The organism is Mesoplasma photuris ATCC 49581 (assembly GCF_000702725.1).
Classification (GTDB): domain Bacteria; phylum Bacillota_I; class Bacilli_A; order Mycoplasmatales; family Mycoplasmataceae; genus Tullyiplasma; species Tullyiplasma photuris.
Window position 1 is genome coordinate 177,783 of the sequence record NZ_JNJI01000002.1, and the last position, 21,779, is coordinate 199,561.

At 28.5% G+C, this 21,779-nt stretch carries 19 protein-coding genes; 3 read left to right on the forward strand and 16 right to left on the reverse strand.

From position 1 onward, the window contains the following. Positions 1-36: 36 nt before the first annotated feature. Complete coding sequence (gene mnmG, locus T347_RS0100850) at positions 37-1,914, reverse strand: tRNA uridine-5-carboxymethylaminomethyl(34) synthesis enzyme MnmG (protein WP_031542305.1); 1,878 nt, start codon at positions 1,912-1,914, stop codon at positions 37-39. Positions 1,915-2,038: 124 nt separating this feature from the next. On the opposite strand from mnmG, the gene T347_RS0100855 reads away from it, so the two are divergent. Beyond that, positions 2,039-2,536, forward strand: coding sequence for an isochorismatase family protein (locus tag T347_RS0100855; protein ID WP_031542308.1), 498 nt, complete (start codon positions 2,039-2,041; stop codon positions 2,534-2,536). Positions 2,537-2,543: 7 nt separating this feature from the next. Here the strand turns inward: T347_RS0100855 and T347_RS03785 are convergent, their stop codons facing one another. From T347_RS03785 to T347_RS0100880, 5 genes are all read right to left on the reverse strand, one after another. After that, on the reverse strand, positions 2,544-3,392 hold the full coding sequence (locus T347_RS03785; RefSeq protein WP_031542309.1) for a GIY-YIG nuclease family protein: 849 nt from the start codon (positions 3,390-3,392) through the stop codon (positions 2,544-2,546). Between the two features lie 13 nt (positions 3,393-3,405). Next, positions 3,406-4,932 carry a methionine--tRNA ligase gene (gene metG / locus T347_RS0100865; RefSeq protein ID WP_031542310.1) on the reverse strand — a complete coding sequence of 509 codons (1,527 nt, stop codon included), beginning with the start codon at positions 4,930-4,932 and terminating at the stop codon, positions 3,406-3,408. 62 nt (positions 4,933-4,994) lie between these two features. Further along, positions 4,995-5,570: an aminoacyl-tRNA hydrolase gene (gene pth / locus T347_RS0100870; RefSeq protein WP_031542311.1), complete on the reverse strand. Its 576-nt coding sequence runs from the start codon at positions 5,568-5,570 to the stop codon at positions 4,995-4,997. A gap of 1 nt (position 5,571) precedes the next feature. Beyond that, positions 5,572-6,606, reverse strand: a complete 1,035-nt coding sequence (locus T347_RS0100875; RefSeq protein ID WP_036228371.1) for a ribose-phosphate diphosphokinase — start codon at positions 6,604-6,606, stop codon at positions 5,572-5,574. A 77-nt stretch (positions 6,607-6,683) separates the two neighbouring features. Next, positions 6,684-8,594 (reverse strand): MATE family efflux transporter, encoded by a 1,911-nt coding sequence (locus tag T347_RS0100880; protein ID WP_031542313.1) that lies wholly within the window; start codon positions 8,592-8,594, stop codon positions 6,684-6,686. A gap of 118 nt (positions 8,595-8,712) precedes the next feature. Between T347_RS0100880 and T347_RS0100885 the strand changes: the two genes are divergently transcribed. After that, entirely contained in the window at positions 8,713-10,248 is a 1,536-nt protein-coding gene (locus tag T347_RS0100885) for an ABC-F family ATP-binding cassette domain-containing protein (protein ID WP_031542315.1), read from the forward strand. A 34-nt stretch (positions 10,249-10,282) separates the two neighbouring features. Here the strand turns inward: T347_RS0100885 and T347_RS0100890 are convergent, their stop codons facing one another. Further along, positions 10,283-10,885: an FMN-dependent NADH-azoreductase gene (locus tag T347_RS0100890; protein WP_031542316.1), complete on the reverse strand. Its 603-nt coding sequence runs from the start codon at positions 10,883-10,885 to the stop codon at positions 10,283-10,285. Positions 10,886-11,020: 135 nt separating this feature from the next. On the opposite strand from T347_RS0100890, the gene T347_RS0100895 reads away from it, so the two are divergent. Next, positions 11,021-11,323 carry a winged helix-turn-helix transcriptional regulator gene (locus T347_RS0100895; protein WP_031542317.1) on the forward strand — a complete coding sequence of 101 codons (303 nt, stop codon included), beginning with the start codon at positions 11,021-11,023 and terminating at the stop codon, positions 11,321-11,323. Between the two features lie 42 nt (positions 11,324-11,365). On the opposite strand, the gene T347_RS0100900 is transcribed toward T347_RS0100895, so the two are convergent. From T347_RS0100900 to T347_RS0100940, 9 genes are all read right to left on the reverse strand, one after another. Next, complete coding sequence (locus tag T347_RS0100900) at positions 11,366-11,794, reverse strand: hypothetical protein (RefSeq protein ID WP_031542322.1); 429 nt, start codon at positions 11,792-11,794, stop codon at positions 11,366-11,368. A 5-nt stretch (positions 11,795-11,799) separates the two neighbouring features. Further along, the gene (locus T347_RS0100905) at positions 11,800-12,108 is read right to left on the reverse strand and encodes a PadR family transcriptional regulator (protein WP_031542323.1); all 309 of its coding nucleotides are present in this window, start codon (positions 12,106-12,108) and stop codon (positions 11,800-11,802) included. Between the two features lie 22 nt (positions 12,109-12,130). Further along, entirely contained in the window at positions 12,131-13,246 is a 1,116-nt protein-coding gene (locus T347_RS0100910; protein WP_031542325.1) for a DUF1700 domain-containing protein, read from the reverse strand. 118 nt (positions 13,247-13,364) lie between these two features. After that, complete coding sequence (rihC, locus tag T347_RS0100915) at positions 13,365-14,282, reverse strand: ribonucleoside hydrolase RihC (RefSeq protein WP_031542327.1); 918 nt, start codon at positions 14,280-14,282, stop codon at positions 13,365-13,367. A gap of 250 nt (positions 14,283-14,532) precedes the next feature. After that, the gene (locus T347_RS0100920; RefSeq protein ID WP_031542330.1) at positions 14,533-15,933 is read right to left on the reverse strand and encodes a glycoside hydrolase family 1 protein; all 1,401 of its coding nucleotides are present in this window, start codon (positions 15,931-15,933) and stop codon (positions 14,533-14,535) included. Between the two features lie 9 nt (positions 15,934-15,942). Beyond that, positions 15,943-18,138, reverse strand: coding sequence for a PTS transporter subunit EIIC (locus T347_RS0100925; RefSeq protein WP_031542333.1), 2,196 nt, complete (start codon positions 18,136-18,138; stop codon positions 15,943-15,945). A gap of 83 nt (positions 18,139-18,221) precedes the next feature. Next, complete coding sequence (locus tag T347_RS0100930) at positions 18,222-18,995, reverse strand: MurR/RpiR family transcriptional regulator (protein ID WP_031542336.1); 774 nt, start codon at positions 18,993-18,995, stop codon at positions 18,222-18,224. Positions 18,996-19,175: 180 nt separating this feature from the next. After that, entirely contained in the window at positions 19,176-20,468 is a 1,293-nt protein-coding gene (purB, locus tag T347_RS0100935) for an adenylosuccinate lyase (RefSeq protein WP_031542338.1), read from the reverse strand. After that, complete coding sequence (locus T347_RS0100940) at positions 20,468-21,763, reverse strand: adenylosuccinate synthase (RefSeq protein WP_031542345.1); 1,296 nt, start codon at positions 21,761-21,763, stop codon at positions 20,468-20,470. The genes purB and T347_RS0100940 overlap by 1 nt, the downstream gene beginning before the upstream one ends. Between the last annotated feature and the right edge of the window lie 16 nt (positions 21,764-21,779).

A 21,779-nucleotide genomic window follows, 5' to 3' on the forward strand; every position in this document is an offset into this window, starting at 1 on the left:
ATTTAAAAAAGAAAATCTGCATATGCAGATTTAATTTTACTGATTAGCGTATTCGTTTTTTAAATAGAATAGCAACATTTGAATATCAGCCGGATTAACACCCGTTATTCTTGATGCTTGACCAATATTTAGCGGCTTAACTTTGATCAGTTTTTGACGAGCTTCGCTAGCTAAATTAGCAACTTTATTATAATCAATATCAAATGGTATTTTTTTCTTTTCAAGTTTAGTTAATTTAGCAACTAATTCCCTCTCTTTTTTAACATAACCCTCGAAACGTATTTCAATTGCAATTGATTGTAATTGGTTAATTCTTAAGTTTTGTAACCCTGGAACAAAAGGTATTAATTCATTAATATCCACTGTTGGAATTTTAATAATTTCATAACCACTATAACCATGAGTTAATGTTGCTTGACCTTTTTGATCAAGAATTTGTGCTAATTCTGATTTTGGTGTGAAGCGAACTTCTTTTAATTCACTAATTGCATTTCCAATTTGATCATTATATTCTTGATATTCTAGTCACTCAGCTTCTGATATTAAACCGATTTTGTAACCATATTCTTTTAAACGTATTTCGGCATTATCGTTTCTTAACAACAATCTGTGTTCTGCTCTTGATGTTAAAAGTCTATATGGTTCTCAAACACCCTTGTTAATTAAGTCATCAACAAGAACTCCAAGATAAGCTTCATCTCTTCTTAAAATTAATGGTTCTTTATTATCAATTTTTCTAACTGCATTGATCCCTGCTAATAAACCTTGACCAGCAGCTTCTTCATAACCACTAGTTCCATTAATTTGACCAGCAGTAAACAAGTTTGCGACTGAATCTAATTCTAAATTTGGCATTAACTGCATTGGATCTATACAATCGTATTCAATTGCATAAGCTCAATTTTTCACTCGCATATTTTCAAATCCAGGAAGTGATTTTAGCATTAGTTCTTGCACTTCGATTGGCATAGATGTTGAGAAACCTTGAATATATCAAGCATCATCACTAAGTGATTCTGGTTCGATAAAAATTTGATGAGTTTCTTTATGTGGAAATCTTACAATTTTATCTTCAAAACTTGGACAATATCTTGGTCCAATAGATTCTACATTACCTGAATACATCGCTGATTTATGCAAGTTTTCTTCAATGATTTTTTTTGTTTCTTCTGTTGTATGTATTAAGTAACATAATTCTTGTTTTTCAATTGGTGTGTACTCTTTAGTTGAAAAACTAAATGCTAATGGAGCATCAGTCCCGGGTTCTTTGATTGCTTTTGATAGATCAACAGAATCAATATAAACTCTCGCTGGCGTTCCTGTTTTAAACCTTAACAATGATATTCCTAATTCTTTTAATGATTCAGAAATACCATTAGTTGTTTTTTCATCATTTGGACCAGATTCATATCTTTCAACACCCTTTAGTATTTCAGACTTTAAATAAGTTCCGGTTGTTAGAACTACTGCTTTTGCATGAATTTCTGTTCCATCAGCTAATAATACACCATAAGCTACTCTATTTTTTATTAATAAACTAGTTACAGTGTTTGCAATCAAATCTAAGTTTTTTTGATTTTTAACAGCTCTTTGCATGTATTTTGAATATTCAATTTTATCTGATTGAACTCTAAGTGCTCAAACACCGGGTCCACGAGATGAATTTAATAATTTTGTTTGTAATGCAGTTGCGTCAGCAGCTTTTGCCATTTCTCCACCAAGAGCATCAATTTCACGAACAACAATTCCTTTAGCAGGTCCTCCAACACTTGGATTACATGGCATAGCAGCAATTTTATCTTCATATAAATTAATTAACGCGGTTTTTTTACCAAGTCTTGCAGAAGCTAACGCAGCTTCTACTCCAGCATGTCCTCCACCAACAACTACAACTTCATAGTTTTGTATTTTCATAAATATAATTCCTCTGTAATTTATATCTTTGACATATAAACAATAATGTATATAGTTATTAATCCTTTGACAATTATAACTAGACTTATTATAAAATAATAATAATAATTTTAAAAGGAGTTTTATGAAACACGCATTATTAATAGTTGATTATCAATATGACTTTGTAAGTCCAAGGGGGAATCTATATGTTCCTGGAGCAGAAAAATTAAGTGACTACATCGGTGAACTAATTTCTAAGTTTAAATCTAATAATAAATTAGTTATAGCAACAAAAGATTGACATCCTGCTAATCATTATTCATTTAAACAATGGGGTAATCATTGTGAGCAAAACAAAATTGGTTCTACATTGTTTTTTGATGAAAAATTAGCCGATCACATTGTATTAAAAGGAATTGATCCAATGATTGAAAGTTATAGTGGTTTTTATGATGAAAAAGGTGGTTCAAATGGGCTACACGAAAAACTTCAGTCACTTGACATCAATGAATTAACAATCGTTGGTGTTGCAACAGATATTTGTGTTGCCAACACTGTTTCACATGCAGTAAAATTAGGATATAAAGTTCATTTAGATCTAAATGGTTGTGCTGGATTTGAGCAAATCATAACATTATAAAAGACCGTTAGGTCTTTTTAATTTTATTTAAGAAAAGTTCAAAAAATGATATTAAAGACTCTTTATCTTTTCCCGAATAATAATATTTTGTAAAAAATAGTGAAAAATCTAATAAATTTATAAAATTACTTATTCCATACCCATTAAATATTCATTCTGCAATATTTTCTGAAATAAATTCTTTAATCTTTAAAAGATCGTTAGACATTTGCTTTATCAAATCTAAAATTTGATTATCTTGTAATTTTATTTTATCAATACTAAGAATATTTGATTTTTGTTTAATCATGCTTTGAAGCTTGTGAAAATCTACTATGAATTCAAATTGATTTAAGCCAAATCTTATAGAATTTATACTTTTAATATATTTTTGTTCAATTTTTAATAACTTAGATTCTTCAATTGATTCACAAAATTCTATTACTCTAAATTTAACATTATCAACTGAAAGATTGTTTTTTATAAGTATTTTTCCAATTTTTGAATATAAATGTTTACCATCCCATCTTCCTGAAAGAAGAGTTTTTTCAATTCCGTGCTCGTCTGCATCACTTATAAATTTCCTGATTTCAGTTCTATGAGAAGTTCATCTAGAAGACATACCTTTTTTATTTCTTGATTTACCAATATAAACAGGGATTATTTTATTATTATAAAAATCATAATTAATTACTTCATCTATATAAATCATATATATTCCTGATTTATTTTTTCTTTCTTTTATAGGTTCAAATTCTTCACTAGTCAAATAGTGAATATATTTAATATATGATTCTCAATAATCAGTTTCATTATCAAAGTTTATAGAGCTGTTTATTTCTTTAACTCTTTGAATATTTTTGGCTGTTTCGTTCATTTTTAAAACTCCTTTATTTTATTCTTTGGAAAATAACGGCTTTTTCACCTAATTTATTAAACTTAATATTTTCAAATGTTTTTATATTATCAAAATTTAGTGAGTCCGTTTTTAAACCACATTGTTCCAACATAATTTCTGAGTTTTTAACCAAAATCGGACTTAATAGGAATGAAATTATTGAAATCATACGTTGCAATGTAATCATTACAACTTTTAATTCTTCTAATTTTCCCTCTTTTTCTAAGTTTCAAGGAGCTTTATCTTCAATATATTTATTCGTCGTTTGACCAAGATCTAAAACAACACGAATAGCTTCAGAAATTTTATATTGATCCATTAGTAATTCAAATTTTTCAATTGATTTATTTGCTTCGTCCAGCATAATTTTGTCAACCAAATTTAAATCATCACCTAAATGACCATCGAAATATTTAGTGATCATATTATTTGTTCTTGAAATTAAGTTACCAATGTTATTAGCTAAATGCGCATTGAATGATTCAGTAAATAAATCCATTGTGAAATTACCATCTTTATCTGTTGGCAAGTCGTTTGCAATATAAAAACGTAGTGCATCAGCACCGAATTCATCAATTAAAGCAATTGGATCAATTACATTACCTAAAGATTTAGACATTTTAGTATCTTTAGATAAAATTCATCCATGACCAAGTAAATGGTTTGGTTGTCTTAAACCTAAACCTTCTAACATTATTGGTCAATAAATAGCGTGAAAACGAATAATTTCTTTACCAGCTAATTGTAGAATTTCAGTTTCAGGATCTTGTCAGAATTTTTTAAATAAAGAATCGTCGTTTTGATCATATCCTAATGCAGTAATATAGTTTGATAGGGCATCGATTCATACATAAACCACGTGTGAAGGATCTTGATCAATTGGTATACCTCATTTAAAAGTAGTTCTTGTAACTGACAAATCCTTAATTCCTGGTTCGACAAAGTTTTTCAACATTTCATTTCTTCTGTATTCTGGTAGTAGGAAATCACTTGTTAAAACTTTGGTTGCAAAATCTTGAAATGCACTAGTTTTTAAAAAGTAAGTATCCTCTTTTACTAACTGTGGCTTTCCACCAGATATTTTACAATTTCCATCTTCTGTTATTTGATCGGCATTTAAAAATTCTTCACAAGAAACACAATAAAGACCCTCGTAATCGCCTTTAAAAATTAAACCTTTTTCTAATAGGGTTGTGAATATTTTTTTTACAGTTTGTTCATGGTAATCATCAGTCGTTCTGATAAATTTAGAATATTTAATATCTAGTTTTTCTCAAAGAGTTTTGAAATTAGCAATTTTATCTTCTAAATAAACCATTGGTTCTTGATTTGCTTCTTTAGCTTTTTCTTCTATTTTTTGACCATGTTCATCACTACCTGTTAAAAAGAATGTTTCATATCCTTTTGTTTGTTTATATCTATTTAAAATATCAGCTAATGTTGTTGTATAGGCATGTCCTATGTGTAAATTACCACTTGGATAATAAATTGGGGTTGTTACATAAAATTTTTTTGGCATATATGATACCTCTTTCTATAATTAAATTTATTTTATCATTTTAGCAAAATAAAAAACAAACTTTAGTTTGTTTTGGGGGCATTATATTTGCTCATTATTTTATTAAAGGGTTCTTCATTGGTTCAATCATTTAAAAATTCAATATTCTCAACAATTGATTTTTTCATTTCAAATAATTCATCTTCTTTTATTTTTGATAAAACTCAATCAACAATTTGTCAACCTTGCTCTGGTTGACCAATACCTATTCTATAGCGTTTAAAATCTTCACCATTTAAATATTGTATGACTGATTTTATACCATTGTGACCAGCAGCAGAACCTTGAAATTTTAATTGATTTTTTCCTATTGGAAAATCTTTTTCATCATGCAAAATAATCACATCTTCTTTGGAAATTTTATAGTAATCCATAATAGCTCTAACAGCTATTCCTGATTTATTCATAAAAGTTTGAGGTTTAACAAACAATACTTTTTCACCATTAATTACTGAAAAATAAATTATGGAATTATGTTCTGATTTTTCATTATTAAATCCATATTTTTCTAAAAGAATATCAACAGCAATTCAACCAGCGTTATGTCTAGTTATTGCATATTCTTTTCCCGGATTTCCTAAACCAACTATTAATTTCATATTAGCAAGATTTAACAAATTTTAGAGTTTTGTTAATAATGGCTTCTTTTTTATTTTGATAAACTTCAGTTAATGATTCGTGATTTAATGATGCTTTTATCATGTCGGCTATTAATTCAACAACTGTAATAATTCTTAATCCTTCAAATCTTTTTTCCATAGGAATATCAATTGTGTCAGTAACAACAACCTCTTTTACTCAACCTTCTTTAATTGCTTCTTCAAATCTTGATTTAGCAGGACCATTGAATAATCCGTGTCCAGCAAAGATATAAACATCTTTAGCCCCTTCAGCTTTTAGAGCTTTTGCTGCATTTATAATTGTTCCACCTGTATCAATCATGTCATCTACAACAAAACAAGTTTTATCTTTGATATCACCTAAAATGAATTCAACTTCAGCTTTATTTGGTTCAGGACGACGTTTTGCAATTGTAGCAATACCGTTTGTCATAACTCCTGTATATCCATCAACTTTATGAACTCTATTTAATCCTCCATGATCTGGTGAAACTAAAATACAATTTTTGTGATCTAATTTATTTGAAATAATTGTATTTACAATTTCTTCAGCCATTGTTTGTGAAGTTTGGAAATTATCCATAGGAATATCAAAGAATCCCATTGTTTGTTGAGAGTGAATATCAACTGTAATAACTCTATCTGCTCCAGCTCTTTCAATAATATTGGCAACTAATTTAGCTGTAATTGGTTGTCTACCTTTAGCTTTTCTGTCTTGGCGTGCATATCCAAAGTAAGGAATTACCACATTAATTTTATCTGCGCTTCCTCTTTTAAAAGCATCAATAGCAATTAATAACTCCATTAAATTATCATTCACTGGCGAGCAAGTTGATTGAATTACATAAATTTCTTTTCCACGAACTGATGCTAGCGATTCAACCAACATTTCACCATCAGCAAATTTAATTGTGTTAACTTCTTTCTGTTCAACTCCTAAGTAATCGCAAATATCATTTGTTAATTTTTGACTTGCGCTTAGACCAAAAATTAAAATATCATCTTTTTTAACCATCATTTTCCCCTATATGCTTTAATCATATCAAAACAAAGATATTTTAAAAACCTATAAATTAAATAAAAAAGGCATATTTATGCCTTTTTTAGATTGTTTTTCGTTTCTAATTCTATTAAATACTTTTCATGGGCAATTTTTACTGATTCAGGTTCTTCTTTTATTGTTATTCTATTTTTAGCTTTTGATCTCTTATAGAAAAGAATAATTAGCGGAAGAATAATTAGCGCAGAAATTAAATCATTTAATCCAACAAATAGGAAGTAGAAGAATGGGTTTCCTGTTGCAATTGAAACTGCAAAACCGATTCCAACAAGTGGTAAAAACACCAATATAGTTCTTAATGATGATATGAAAATAGCTATTTTAGTTTTTTTAGTACCTTGGAAAATTGGTAATGATATATATGTAAATGCTACTAAAATATATCACATAAAGAAGAATATTAAGTATCAATATAGTGTTGATCCGTATGATATATCATTTGGATCAAATGAAAACATTACTAGCATTCCTGGTCCAGCTGAAGCAATTAATATTACAACACCAACCATTCAAATTGTCATTAATAGGAAAGCTCTTTTAGAAATTTCAATAATACGCACTTTATTACCAGCACCATAGTTGAAGGCGATGATATTTCTTGCTCCTTGATTTAAACCAATACATGCTGATGTAAATAGTGCTGATCAAGGTGTTAATGATGACATAAAGTTTTGGAGTAAGGACACACCATCTTTATCAGTGAATCCTTGTGGTAGTGGTAATTCTGTTAACACTGCCGTTGAAACGAATATGTTTATAAATATCGCAAAATACATAATAAAGTTTGGTAATCCAGCTTTTACTGAATAAATTCCATTTTTAAAATTTAATTTATATAAATTTTCTAATTTAAATTTTGAATATGATCTTTTTCCATAAAACATAAGGATCAAACAATATAATAGTTGATACAAGAATGAAATTACACTTCCTAACATCGCTCCAGCTAGTTCCATTCCACCGAATTTCATCGCCATAATAGATACAGCAACTTTAACAAATATAGATGTAATTGACATAGTTAAGACGTGGTACATTTTACCTTCACTTCTTAAAACGTTCATTGTTACATTCGCCATAAACATAATTGGTAATCCAAAAATTAAAGGTTCAACATCTTTTCAAGCTAATTCTTCAATTACTAAATTTACTTTGTCACCCATTTGAGAAGAAATTAATACTTGACCTCATGGTCTATACGAAATTGAAAATAACAAGAATGCTACGAATAAAGAAACCATTAAAGAAAACATGATACCGTTTCCAGAAATTTCTTTTAGTTTTTCACGGTTACCTTTTCCAAATTCAACAGCGAAATGCATTCCAGCACCAATTCCCATTACTTGTGAAAAAGCAAATACTAAGTTATATGACTGAGTAGTATACTGAGTTGCTAAATTGATGTAAGTTTTCATCGCTTTTTCAGAAATCGTGATTTGATTATTGTCAAATAAGTTTTGTACAGCCGTTTTAGTTGCTTCTAAACTTGTGTTTCCCTTCGCTCAATCTAATAAGATTTGTTTAAGGGCTGGGTTTGTACTTTGATCAAATAGTCTTGCGAATCAATCTGCTTCACCATTGTAAGCAACACCATTGATAGCATCATTATGAATTCCTTCTAAAACAAGCGAATGAGTTCCATCTCCTGAACCAAATATTAATGAATAAATATGTTGTCAATTTGTAACGGCATGTTCTGTTGCGAATATTAATGATAAGTTCTTATCCAAAATATTAAACAACCCTTGAACAACCATCATAATTACTGTTGGTAAGCAGAAAAACAAAATTGCTTTTCAAGGAGTAGAATAACGTAACATCGCCTCTCTATGTGTCATGGGAGAAATTTTACTATAATCTATTTTTTCTTGAACGTCTTTTGATTCAATTTTTTGGTCTTTTTCATCAAACATTCAATCTAAAAATTTATTATCTTTTTTCATGTTTTCTCCCTTCTAAAAATTAACTTTAAATTTAGTATACTCCACTTATTTTAAAAATGAATTTATTTATATATAATATAATTTAGTGAAATTATTTCAAATGAATAAGGAGGTTATTATGAGTATTGTTCTATTGGAAAATATTACTCACCAAAACGGTGGTAAAAAATTATATGTCGATTCTTCAATGAGAATAAATAATGGAGAACATGTAGCCTTGGTTGGTCCAAATGGTGCTGGTAAAACAACTTTATTAAATATTATCGCAGGAAAAATTGTTCCTGATCATGGAAATGTTGAATGACATCCAAAATCAAAAATGGGATATTTAGATCAACACCAAGAAGTTGATATGACAATTTTAGCAGGAGATTATTTAAAAGATGCTTTTGCACATTTATATGATATTGAAGCTCAAATTCATCAAATTTATGCTGATATGGCAATCGAATATAAAGAAGAAGATTTAATAAAAGCTTTAGCTATGCAAGACGAGTTAAATGTTAAAGGTTTTGATCAAGTTGAAAAAATAATCGGTAACTTAGTTTCTGGTTTAGGAATTAATGTAGAAAACTTAAGCAAGCAACTAGGTCAGTTATCTGGTGGTCAACGTGGAAAAGTTTTATTAGCAAAACTTTTATTAAAAAATGATGATTTCATTTTACTTGATGAACCAACAAACTTTTTAGATGTTGAACAAGTTGAATGATTAGCAGGATTTTTAAATACATATGAAAATGCATTTTTACTTGTTTCTCACGATGAGGAATTCATAAACAAAACAGTTGGTATTATTTATGCAATTGAAAATTTAGAAATTAATCGTTATGTTGGTAACTTTGAAAAATATTTAGAATTATCTGAATTAAGAGCCAATCAATATGATCGTGATCGAGAATCACAACAACAACAAATTGGTAAACTAAAAGAATATATTGCTAAAAATGGGGCTCGTGCCTCAACAGCACGTAGTGCTGAATCGCGTAAAAAACAATTAGAAAAAATTGATGTTATGGATGAGCGAAAAGTTCAAGCGAAACCAAAAATGAACTTTAAATACCGTCGACCAGCTTCAGCAGTTATTGTTAAAGCTGAAAATTTGGAAATTGGTTATGATTTTGCATTAACCGATCCATTAACTTTCGAATTACGCGAAGGAGAAAAATGTATTGTTAGAGGTTACAACGGAATTGGTAAAACAACATTCTTATCAACTGTTAGCGGTGATTTAAAACCGATTAGTGGAAAAATAATGGTGGGTAATGGAGTTGAAACTTCATTCTTCCACCAAATCGAAGATTATGGAGATATGACGCCAATTGCTTATTTAATGTCAAATCACCCAAAAATGTTGGAAGGTGAAGTCAGAGCAACAATTGGTAGATTTGGTGTTAAATCAGAATTGATGATGAACCCCATGAAATTACTTTCAGGAGGAGAACAAACTAAAGTTCGTTTAGCTTCTTTAAGTTTAGAGCCTGCGAGTTTATTAATTTTCGATGAACCAACAAACCACATCGATATCTTAGCAAAAGAAGCTTTATTAGAAGCAATTCAAGCTTTTGAAGGGACTGTTTTATTAACAACTCACGACATCAACTTTGAAACAAACTGAGCTGATAAAGTATTAAATTTTGAAGACTTAGTTGAATAAAAAATCACCATTTTAAAATGGTGATTTTTTAGTTTTAAAATGCTTTTGCAGCTTTTAAGATTTTGTCTTCAAATTGAGAAACAATTTCTTTTGGTGTTTTACCTTGATTTTCAGGCATATCAGTACCGTCAACTAAAACTGAAGGAACAACGTTTGCTCCAACAAATTTTCAACTATTTTCTAAGTATTTTGCCATATCCGCTCATGGATAAACACTAAATAGTGAACCTTGAGTTAATAGATTAATCACTTTTAAATTTGATAATAATCCCTTAGCTTCTCCTTTTTGTGAGAATTTATATGTGAATGCTACATTTGGTAACATAATGTGGTCTAAATAGTTTGATAACATTGTTGTTATTTTATTATTGTGCATTGGTGATACTACAATAACTTTATCAACTGATTTTAATTGGTCAATATAAGCAATTGTGTTTTCAGGTGCTCAAAATTCACCTGTCCCATTGTGTCTATTTAATGTAATATTAGCCATTGCTACATCATTTAAATCTAATGTAGTGATTTCATCTTTTGGATTGTTTTTTGTATATTCAGTCATGAATACATTTAATAATTCTTCTGAACGAGAATTTTCTAAAGAACTCATTGTTCCTTTTATAATTAGTACTTTACTCATAGTAATGTCTTCCTTTTCTTATTTATGTAGATTTGATTTCGGATTTCCTCTACTCTATTATCTTATTTATGAAATACATAATATTCAAGAAGGCACTTTTAAGTTGTATAATTACATTAAAGAAACCGAGGTCACATGTCTAAAGAATTACCGATTTGTCCCGCTGAAAAAGCATTATCAATAATTTCATCAAAGTGAAGTTTATATATTATTAAAGAATTAGTTGATAAAAATATGCGTTTTAATGAATTGATCAAAACACTTGGGGTTTCGCAAAAAGTACTAACTGAAAATTTGAAAAAATTAGAAGAAAATAATGTGATCGATCGAAAAGTATTTCCCGTGATTCCACCAAAAGTTGAATATTCTTTAACAGAATTTGGTAAAACATTAATACCCGTTCTTGATACGCTACACGAATGAGGAGAAACTCTATAATACAAAAGCGCCTAATTTGTGATTAGGCGCTTTTGTATTATTTTATGATTGGTGTGAATTGTTTTCGAATTTCTTTTCTGAGATATTTTTTTCTTTAAAAAACTCACGACTTTTAGAATCTAAGTGAATTCTAATCACTTTTTTTATAAATAAATAAGTTGATGCAATGAACAATGCAATTCCACCTCCAATAATAGAACTTCCTACTATACTATCATTTAAAAATTCTCAATTAGTGAATGAATCTGGATATTGATTGTGAATGTATACAAAGCCTAATGTTATCAGACCTATTGATAAAAAGATAATAATTAATCATACAATACCTTTTCAATATTCTTTTCGATATCCGTTATAACAAGTTTGGTGCATATATTTTTTTCCCTTTAAAATTGATCCGTGGTGTTTATAGCCATGACGAAAAACATGAAAGCTTTTAATTTCAAGTTTACAAATTGTACATTTATTCATATTAATTACTTAAGTAAGTCATTAATGTTCTTCTGGAAATCTTCCCAGATTTTAATATTTCTAATTAATTCTTCTTTACCTTCATTAGTAATCTTGTAATATTTACGAGAAGGATAGTTTCCGTCTGATTCTGACATATAGAAATCACAAAACTTTTTATTAATCATTTTTTTTAAAATTGCATATGAAGTAGATTCATTAATTTCAATTATTTGATTAATAATTTTATTCAATTCATAAGCATAACAATCTTTATCATTTAGGTGCTTAAGAATGATTAATTCTAATATACCTTTTTTTAATTGTGTATCCATTCAAAACACCTTTCTGTATTTTTTAATCTTCTAAAGTTATAGTAACGTCTATAGGACCAAAAGATAAAGCATATGCAGTTCAACTAAAGTAGTCGAAACCAAATACTAATGTATCACTACCATTATTTTGATTTTTAATAGTTTCTAAAGTTATACCTTCAAATATTCCATCTTTAAAATAATGGTGGAATTCTACAGTCATTTTTTTGACAGGTTTAACTTCATTTTCTTTTTCAAATTTTCTATAATCAATTACTTTTGATCCTGAACCAACATAACCAAAGGGAGTATTATCAAATCTGAAATTAGAATATCTAACATCTCCTGTCATTTGTCTTAAATTAACATCGCCAAGTTCTTCACCTTCAAATGTTTTCGCAATATGATTGTCAAATTCTCTATTAATAAGATTTTGAACAATCGAATCTTTTGGTGCGATTGTAACTAATGTTCCACCAGTTGCTGATGCAATTGATAGACCAGCTAAACAAATCAAAATTCATTTTCCGACTTTATTTTTTTTCGGTCTTTCATTAGGCAATCTGCCTAAGAAACGTTTATCACTTCCAAAAGTCATAAACATTCCATTAATACTTGCTCCACCAATAGCTACTGATCCTTTGAATAGGAATCAACAAATTATTGCAACCAACGGAATTAATCCCAAGAAGGCGAATGCTAATGGTAACGCATCAGAAATCTCAAAGTTTATGAAAGATAATACTATGGCTGGAATTAATACAATACATAGCCCAATCACAATTAAGAAAAACATAGCGGCTAGCAACATTGGTAATACGACACCAATTGGTACTAAGAATATATTTATAAATCCTGCTCAAAAGCTTCGATTTATTCCTAAACCATCTCTAACAATGGTTGTTTTCCCTTTTTTATTTTCTTTTACTATTTTAGTTTTTCTATCAATACCGAATTCTTCATAGATATTTTTACTAATTAGTTCGTGTGATTCTAAGCGAGCTAATATTGATTCAATATCTTGTCCTTCCGCTAATTCAATATCAATTCTTTCTGAATAAGCATCGATAATATCTTTTTTATCATTTGTAGATAATAACTTAAGTGATCTTGATAGACCAGCTAATCATTGTTTCTTTCTTTTTTTAATTTTTCTCATGGTTTTTGTTCCCCTTCAACTACTATACTATATCAACTACTTTACAATAACAAGTAGTTTTTGCAAAAAAAATAATTTTTTTCACAAAATAAAAAACAACACCCTAAAGGGTGTTGAATTAACCACATTTTTTAATAGATTCTACAAATCATTTATGGAATAGGTCATGTTTAACTTCTTTAAGCACTAAAACATTTGGTTCTTTACCTAAAAATCCCCTAAAGTCACAATATGTAGCTCCTGCTGAAATTGATGATTGAGTATCAACTTCAACATAAGTTTTTTCTCCAATAAACATATCCGGGTTTGTAATATATCCAATTGCACAACCATCATACATGTTTGAACTAGTTTTACCTTTTACACTTCCGTATCCAGCAAACATTTTTACTAACATGTCTCCGATTTTACCTGATTCGATTTCTTCTTTCATTTCAGGAGTAACTTTAGCTTGCATTCCGACTTCCATCGGTGCCATAACTATGTCTAAACCTGATTCAAAAACGATTTTTGCAGCTTCAGGATCAATATTAATATTGAATTCTGAGTATACTCCCATGTTTCCACGGCCAATAGCACCACCCATTAAAACGATTTTTTCAATTTTTGGTAATACTTCTGGATACATTCTAATTAGTAATCCAATATTTGTTAATGGACCAATTGGCATGATAGTAATTTTTTCTTTACTATTCATAAGTTCATTTTTCATAGCAACAACTGCGTGTTCTTCCATAACTTTAGTCATGTCTGGTTCTGGGAAAGTGTAACCATCCATTCCACTAGCTCCATGTACGTTTGCTGCATCTCTTAAAGGTCTGATTAAAGGCAATTGAGCTCCAGCAGCCACAGGTACATTTTTACCTGTAATTTCTAATAATTTAATTACATTAGCTGTAGTTTTATCAATTCCTACATTTCCAGCAACAGTTGTAATAAGTCTTACATCAACGTTTTCATTAAATAGTGCAATACAAATTGCTGCTGCATCATCAATTCCTGGGTCAGTATCAATAATAATTGGTGTTTTGTTCATAAATAAACTCCTTTGTTTAAATAATTATACTATTTAATCTATATATAAAAAAGAAAAAATCCCGTAGGATTTTAATTAAATATTCTTTTAAAAATTTCGTTAAATAAAGCATTGGTTTATCTGATAATATAAAAATTAATTTTATTTTTATAGTCAAATAAAAATTCTCTTTGTATTTTTAATGAAAGATTTATTTCCATCATTTTATATACTTAGAGAATTATACTAGTAAAATCAATTTTATATTAAATTATATTAAGTCTTCCCCATTAGAAGAAATTACTTTTTTGTATCAGAAAAAGCTATCTTTTCTTAAACGTTTATAATCACCTTCTCCATCATCGTTTATATTTACATAAATAAATCCATAACGTTTTTTAATGCCTTCGTGTGTTGATACCAAATCAATCGCACTTCATGGATGATAACCAATAATATCGATTCCCTCATTTATAGCAATTTTAAGTTGTTCAATATGAGCTCTCAGATAGTTTATTCTATATTGGTCATGGATTTTACCATCTTCTTCAACAACATCATATGCTCCAAGTCCGTTTTCAGTAATCATTAAAGGTAGTTTATATCTATCTCACATTGCTCTCATAGTATGTAAGAAACCTTTGGGATCAATTGATCAGCCAAACTCAGTTTTTGGTAAATTTTTGTTATCTTTAATGTCAAATAAGCCAGGCACATCATAAGATGTTTGTTGATCAGAATCACTAAATTTAATTGGGCCTGTTTTAGATGATGCTTTTACATTACCTGTATTGTAATAATTGAATGCTATGAAATCAGATTTTCCGTTTTCAAGAATTTCTAAATCGCCTGGTAAAAGTTCTGGTTCATAACCATTTTTTAACATTCAATTTCATGCAATTTCATTATATTTTCCATGACAAGCAGCATCTAGGTATAATCAATTTCTTCAAGCATTTGCTTTATAACTTGCATCAAAATCATCGGGGTCACAGCTATCAGCATAAACATAACTAATGTTAGGCGCAGGACCAATTTTACCACCTAATTTCATATCGTGATATTTTTTAGTAACCAAAGCTTGAGCAATTAACATATTATGATTTATTTGATATAACTTTTTAAATAAATTATCTTGTTTGGGATTAATGACACCTATTACATGACCTACTTGAATAATCATATTTTGTTCATTGATTGTTTGTCAATATTTTACTCTGTCACCAAACAATTCAAATAATTTTGTTGAATAATTTACAAATGCATCAACCATTAAATTTCTATTTAGCCAACCACCTTGGCTTTCTAATTCTAATGGGGGATCAAAATGATAGACTGTCACAATTGGTTCGATTTTATATTTTAATAATTCATCAATTAAATTATTATAAAATTCAACACCTTTTTGATTAATTTCTCCAATTCCTTTTGGAAATATTCTACTTCAAGAAATTGAAAATCTATAAGACTTAAATCCCATTTCAGCCATTAAAGCAACATCTTCTTTATAATGAAAATAATGATTTGAAGTGTTTTTAAAATCTATAACCCCTTCTTTAGACTTTGTTAAATCTTGGACACTTTTACCTTTTCCATCAATATCAGTTGCTCCTTCACATTGGTAGGCACTTGTTGAGGCTCCTCATAAAAATTCTTTGTTTATTTTTTTCATATTTATTTCCTATTTTCTATTTTTTAAACTTGTTTTTTTGGCATTCTCTAAATCAAAACTAATTTCAACAGAATATAATCCATTTCAAATAATATTATCTAAAATTTCTTTTTGTTCATTAGTTATGGGCTGTTTATCAATTTTTTCATTAGCTTTTTGGTACAAATCTATTCGTTTATTTTCAAAATTTTCTAATATAAATTTATTTTCATTTTCTAAATCTTTTTTCTTTTTATCCAAAGAATTTCTCTCGTCATATAAAGAAAATTTTTCATATAAATTATTAAGATCATTAAACTTATTAAATAATTCACTGTCTTCTTTTTTTGTTAATTTTCTTTTTAAACTAACTAATTTTTTATACATTTCGTTTCTTTTTGTATTTTCTTTTTCTTCCAACATAAGTTCTTTATTTTGGATTTTTGACATATCACCATAATATTTATAAACATTTTTATAATCTTTTTTCATACTTCCAATCTCTGATAATTCAGAATTAAAAATATTTATAATAAATTCTTTTTCCAAATGTGCTCATTTAGTTAGTAACTTGATTGATTTTTTAAACTCTCTTGCTTCATTTTTTCTTTCTTTATATGCTAGGAAAGTTATTCCAAATCCAACAGAAAATGTTACAAATCAAACCATAAATAATAATCCAACTTCAGTTGCAGAACTATAGGTAATGGCGTGTTGGAAATTTGGATCAATAGATTGAGCATAATCATTAAATCTTAATGCACTTAAAATACCAAATGTGCCCATTATATCCATATCAATATCTAGTATACCGATTAGAAAACCTCCAACAAGCGCTCCTAAACAACCATAAATAAAAGGTTTTGTTCTCGGAAGATTTATTCCATAAATAATAGGTTCAGTTATTCCGAATACCCCCGCAGGAATTGTTGCAAATGCCATTTTTTTAAGAGACATATTTTTAGTTGTTATTGCAACAGCTAACACAGCACCAAGTTGTCCTCAATAAGCTGAAACGTTCGCAGTACCTAATAATTGAGGTGTTCCTGAACTAATGTTAGTGTCAATCATAACTCCCAATGGGGTGTGTGTTCCAATTATTACCAATGGTTGTCACAGAGCTGTGAATATAGCTGTTCCAAAACCATATGGAATTGTTCCTATTCATGTCATTGCTTTAAATATTCCAAATTCTAATAAGCTCGAGATCGGAGCTAATATAAACCACAACAATAACATGGTTGATAAAATAACTAGCAGTCCTCTGAAAGTAATATCAAGAGCTGCTGGCATTCATTTTTTAATTCATTTATCTATAAATACTACTAATAAACCTCCAACAATGTAAGGTATTATAGAACCTTGATATCCCATAATAACAATAGGGAAATCTCCAATAGCAAACAAGAAGAAACCATTTTTTTCTGATTGTGAATCAGAAATTCATTCTCCAAAATTAACGTTAGAAATATTTTCGGGTATTGTATATTTATCTTTTAATACTAATGGGAAAAATCCTTGCGATAACAAAAATAATCCAACAGCAATAGCAAATCATGGATTAGCGTCAAAATATCTCGCTGTGTTATATATGAAAAAAATCCCAATAGCAGGCATTATAGTATTTGCCAGTATAAAGAAAAGAGAATCTCACACACCAAATAAATATAATGTTTGCATACTAATTGATATAACTTCTTTTTCGCCAAAATTATTTATAATTTCAATTGAATTGTTTAGTGGCCCTCCTTCTAAAGTTAATAGCGCGTAAATAGCTACCAGCATACCTCCAGCAATTATTAGACCAATGGCTGGTTGAATAATTCCAACAACCCCGGCCATAAATCTTTTACCAATGCTGGGTTTTTTATTTATAATTTCACTTTTGTTTTTGATAGTATCTGTTTTATCTATTTTTTCGTAAATAATAAATTCGTCTAAAACTTTTGGGACTTCTCCACCAATAATAATTTGTAACTCTGGTCCATTTCAATTAATACCTTTAACCAAAGGTATTTGTTTTATTTTTTCAATATTTACAATATTTTTATTTTTAATATTTGTTCTAAATCTAGTCATACAATTATAAGGCTTTGAGTAATTATCCTTACCTAAATACTCATAAATTGCTTCCGCAGTAGAACGATACTTGCTTTTAAAATCTTTAATATCTAAATCATATATTTTTTCTGAATGATTTGATTTTGTTTTTTTAAATAAATTCATTTTGTATTCCTTTCACATGGTCATTTTATTACTTAGGCAACAAAAAAAGCCTTTCGGCTTGTGTTCTTTAATTACTTTAATATTTATAAAGTAATTAATTCTTTATTTAACTTATTAATAATTTCCAAAAACAATATATCAAATAATAGATTTCTATATATTGTATCTGAATATTTAACATCTAAATTTAAGTTTATATTATTACCTTCTATAACTTTAATTTGTTTACCCTCGGTTATTAAAGTAAATATTTTACTGTGATCCACATTTTCTAAGCATTCATTATAAAATCTTTTCTCTAGTGGACTCAAAACTCCTGTAAAAGTAAAAAAATACTTATTAAATTTAAAAAGAGAATCTACATATCGAGAACTTCTACCAAGAGATTGAGAATTAAAAAATACAACATTTGTAAATCCTTTAATATTAATACTATTAATAAAAAATTGCATTGAATAATTTGACTGACCAGATGAAATAAAAGCTATTTTTTCATTATTTAAAATAGAGTTTATTAATTCATTTAATATTTTTATATTATTATTTATAAATTCATGTAGAGTTATAAGATCACTCAAGGTTTCATTTAAATTATTTAAGTTCATTTTATTTAAATAAATTATATTTTCATATTCAATTTTAAGTCTTATTATTAATTCGCGATAGCCAGAAAAATTGATCGATTTGCAAAATTGAGTGATAAGTGGTTGGGAAACGAAACATTCATTAGCTAGTTCACTTTGAGATAAAAACTCTCCTTCATTATAATGCTCTAATATTTTTTTAGAAATAATATAAAAAGTTTCTTTCTCATCATTTTCTAAAAACTTACATAGTATTTTTACAATAGAAACCATATTATTTTCCTCCATTTGCTTTAATTATATCTTTCTGAAAATAAAAAACTAATTTCAATAGAATAATGAAACATTAAATATAAAAGTGTCTATAAATTTATAAAAAATAAATATAAAAAAGCCAATTTTGATGACCTTTTTATATTTAAATTAATAACAATTTTCAAATACGATAGAAATTTAATTAAATATTCTTTTAAAAATTTTATCTGTTTGGCGATTAAAGAACTTAATATCAAACAATGATTCAAGTTCTTTTTTATCGATAAGCTTTGTGATTTTAGAATTAAGTATTACTTCTTTGAAATCTAAACCTTTTGATAAACATTCTAAAGTTTTAGCTTGAACCAAATCATAAACTTCTTCACGTGTAACTTCTTTATTATTCATAACAATATAAGTCATAACTCTTTGTGAAAAGAATATATTTTTTGATTCTAATATATGTTTTTCAATTTGATCATAGTTAATAACAAGATCTTTAACCGTTGCATTCATTCGATTTAAAATATAATTAATTACATTAAACATATCCGGAAACATAATTCTCTCATTTGATGAATGAGAAATGTCTCTTTCATGTCATAAATTGTTATTTTCTAATGCAATTGCTACTTGAGACTTAATATAACGTGATAAACCAGCAATATTTTCAGAAGAAATTGGATTTTTCTTATGTGGCATTGATGAAGAACCTTTTTGACCTTCACCAAAACCTTCGACTCATTCATTTACATCACTTCTTTGGAATAAACGAATTTCAGTAGACATTTTTTCTAGAGTTGTAGCAATATTTGCAATCACTTCTACTAAAAATAGGTGACGATCACGTTGTGTAACTTGAGTTGAAATCGTATCAATTCCAAGGTCCATTTTTTTAGCAACATATTCTTCAATTTCTAATTCTAAATTTGCATAGTTACCCATTGAACCAGAAATTTTAGCAACTTCTATTTGTTTTCTAGCCATCTCTAATCTTTCAATATGTCTAGAAAATTCTTCGTATCATAGAGCGAATTTTAATCCAAGTGAAGTTGGTTCACCATACATTCCGTGTGTTCTTCCCATAATTAAAGTATCTTTATTTAATAAAGCTATTTTTTTAAGGATTTTTTGCATGTTTTTAAGGTTTTCCAACAAAACTTGATTAGATTCCTTAATCATGTAGTTTTGAGCTGTATCAACAATATCAGTTGAAGTAATTCCTAAGTGAATTCACTTACTTTCTTTACCAATTTGTTCTGAAAGCATTCTTGTAAAAGCAACAACATCGTGTTTTGTTTCTTCTTCAAGTTTTAACATTCTTGGTAAATTCACTTTTAATTTTTGTAATTCTGCAATTGCGTGAAAATCAATGATACCTAAATCAGATCAAGCTTCGCAAACAAGTTGTTCAACCTTTAATCAAATTGCATATTTATTTTTATCTGATCAAATTTTTTCAATTTGTTTGTCGCTATATCTATTTATCATTATTCAAATTCACCCTTCAGCATAATTGTTTGTTTACGGTCTGGACCAACTGAGAATCCTAAAAATTCTGCACCAACTATTTCTTTAATTCTGTTCATATAATTTTGAGCATTAATTGGTAGCTCTGCAAATGAAGTTACTTTTGTAATGTCTTGTTCTCAACCTGGTAAAGTTTCATAAACAGGTTTACATCTTTTAAGATCGTTATCATTAGCTGGCATTGTTTTAATACATTTTCCATCTAATTCATAAGCTGTACAAATTTTAATTTCTTTTTCTGTATCTAATACGTCTAAAAGTGTTAGGAATAATTCATCAATACCGCCAACTCTAATTGCATATTTCATAGCAACAGCATCAAAATATCCAATTCTTCTTGGTTTACCTGAGTTTGATCCATATTCTCTACCACGTTCACGAATTCTGTGAGCAGTTTCATCAATAATTTCTGTAGGCATTCCACCAAAACCAACTCTTGTTTGGTAAGCTTTAGCAATACCAACAACTTTTTGGATATGTTTAGCATGAATTCCAGCCCCTGTTGAAGCATTATTAGCTGAACATGTTGATGAAGTTACATAAGGATAAGTTCCGTGATCAATATCTAATAAAACTCCTTGAGCACCTTCGAATAAAACAAATTGATTTTCTTCAATTGCCTCAGCAACCATTTCACCAGAATCGACAATGTTGTTTTTGATTACATTATAGTTATCCATCAATTTAGCATAAACTTCTTCAAACACATAAGGTGTACCATTATATAATTGAGTGATGATTTGGTTGTGGTAATCAACGTTTTCTTTTAAAATATCTTTAAATTCTGGTTGTTCAATATCACAAATTCTAATTCCGTATCTTGACGCTTTATCAGCATATGTTGGACCAATTCCACGTTTTGTAGTTCCAATAATTCTTTCTTTACGTGATTCCTCTTGTAAAGCATCGATTTGACAATGTCAGTCAAAAATTATGTGTGCTCTATCAGAAACAAATAAATTCGAAGTGTCTACTCCAGCTTCATTGATTTTTTTCATTTCAGCCACCAAATTAGTTAAGTTAACAACAGTTCCGTTTCCAATAACATTTTTAACGTGTCGGTTGAAAATTCCTGATGGAACAATAGTTACTTTGTGTCTTGCTCCACCAAACTCGATCATGTGACCAGCGTTATCTCCACCAGCAAATCTAACTACCATTTCAGCTTTTTGTGCAAAGTAGTCAGTAATTTTCCCTTTACCTTCGTCCCCTCATTGTGATCCTACGACCACAAGTGATTTAAAGTTGTTTTTCATGTTTCTCCTTCTGAGC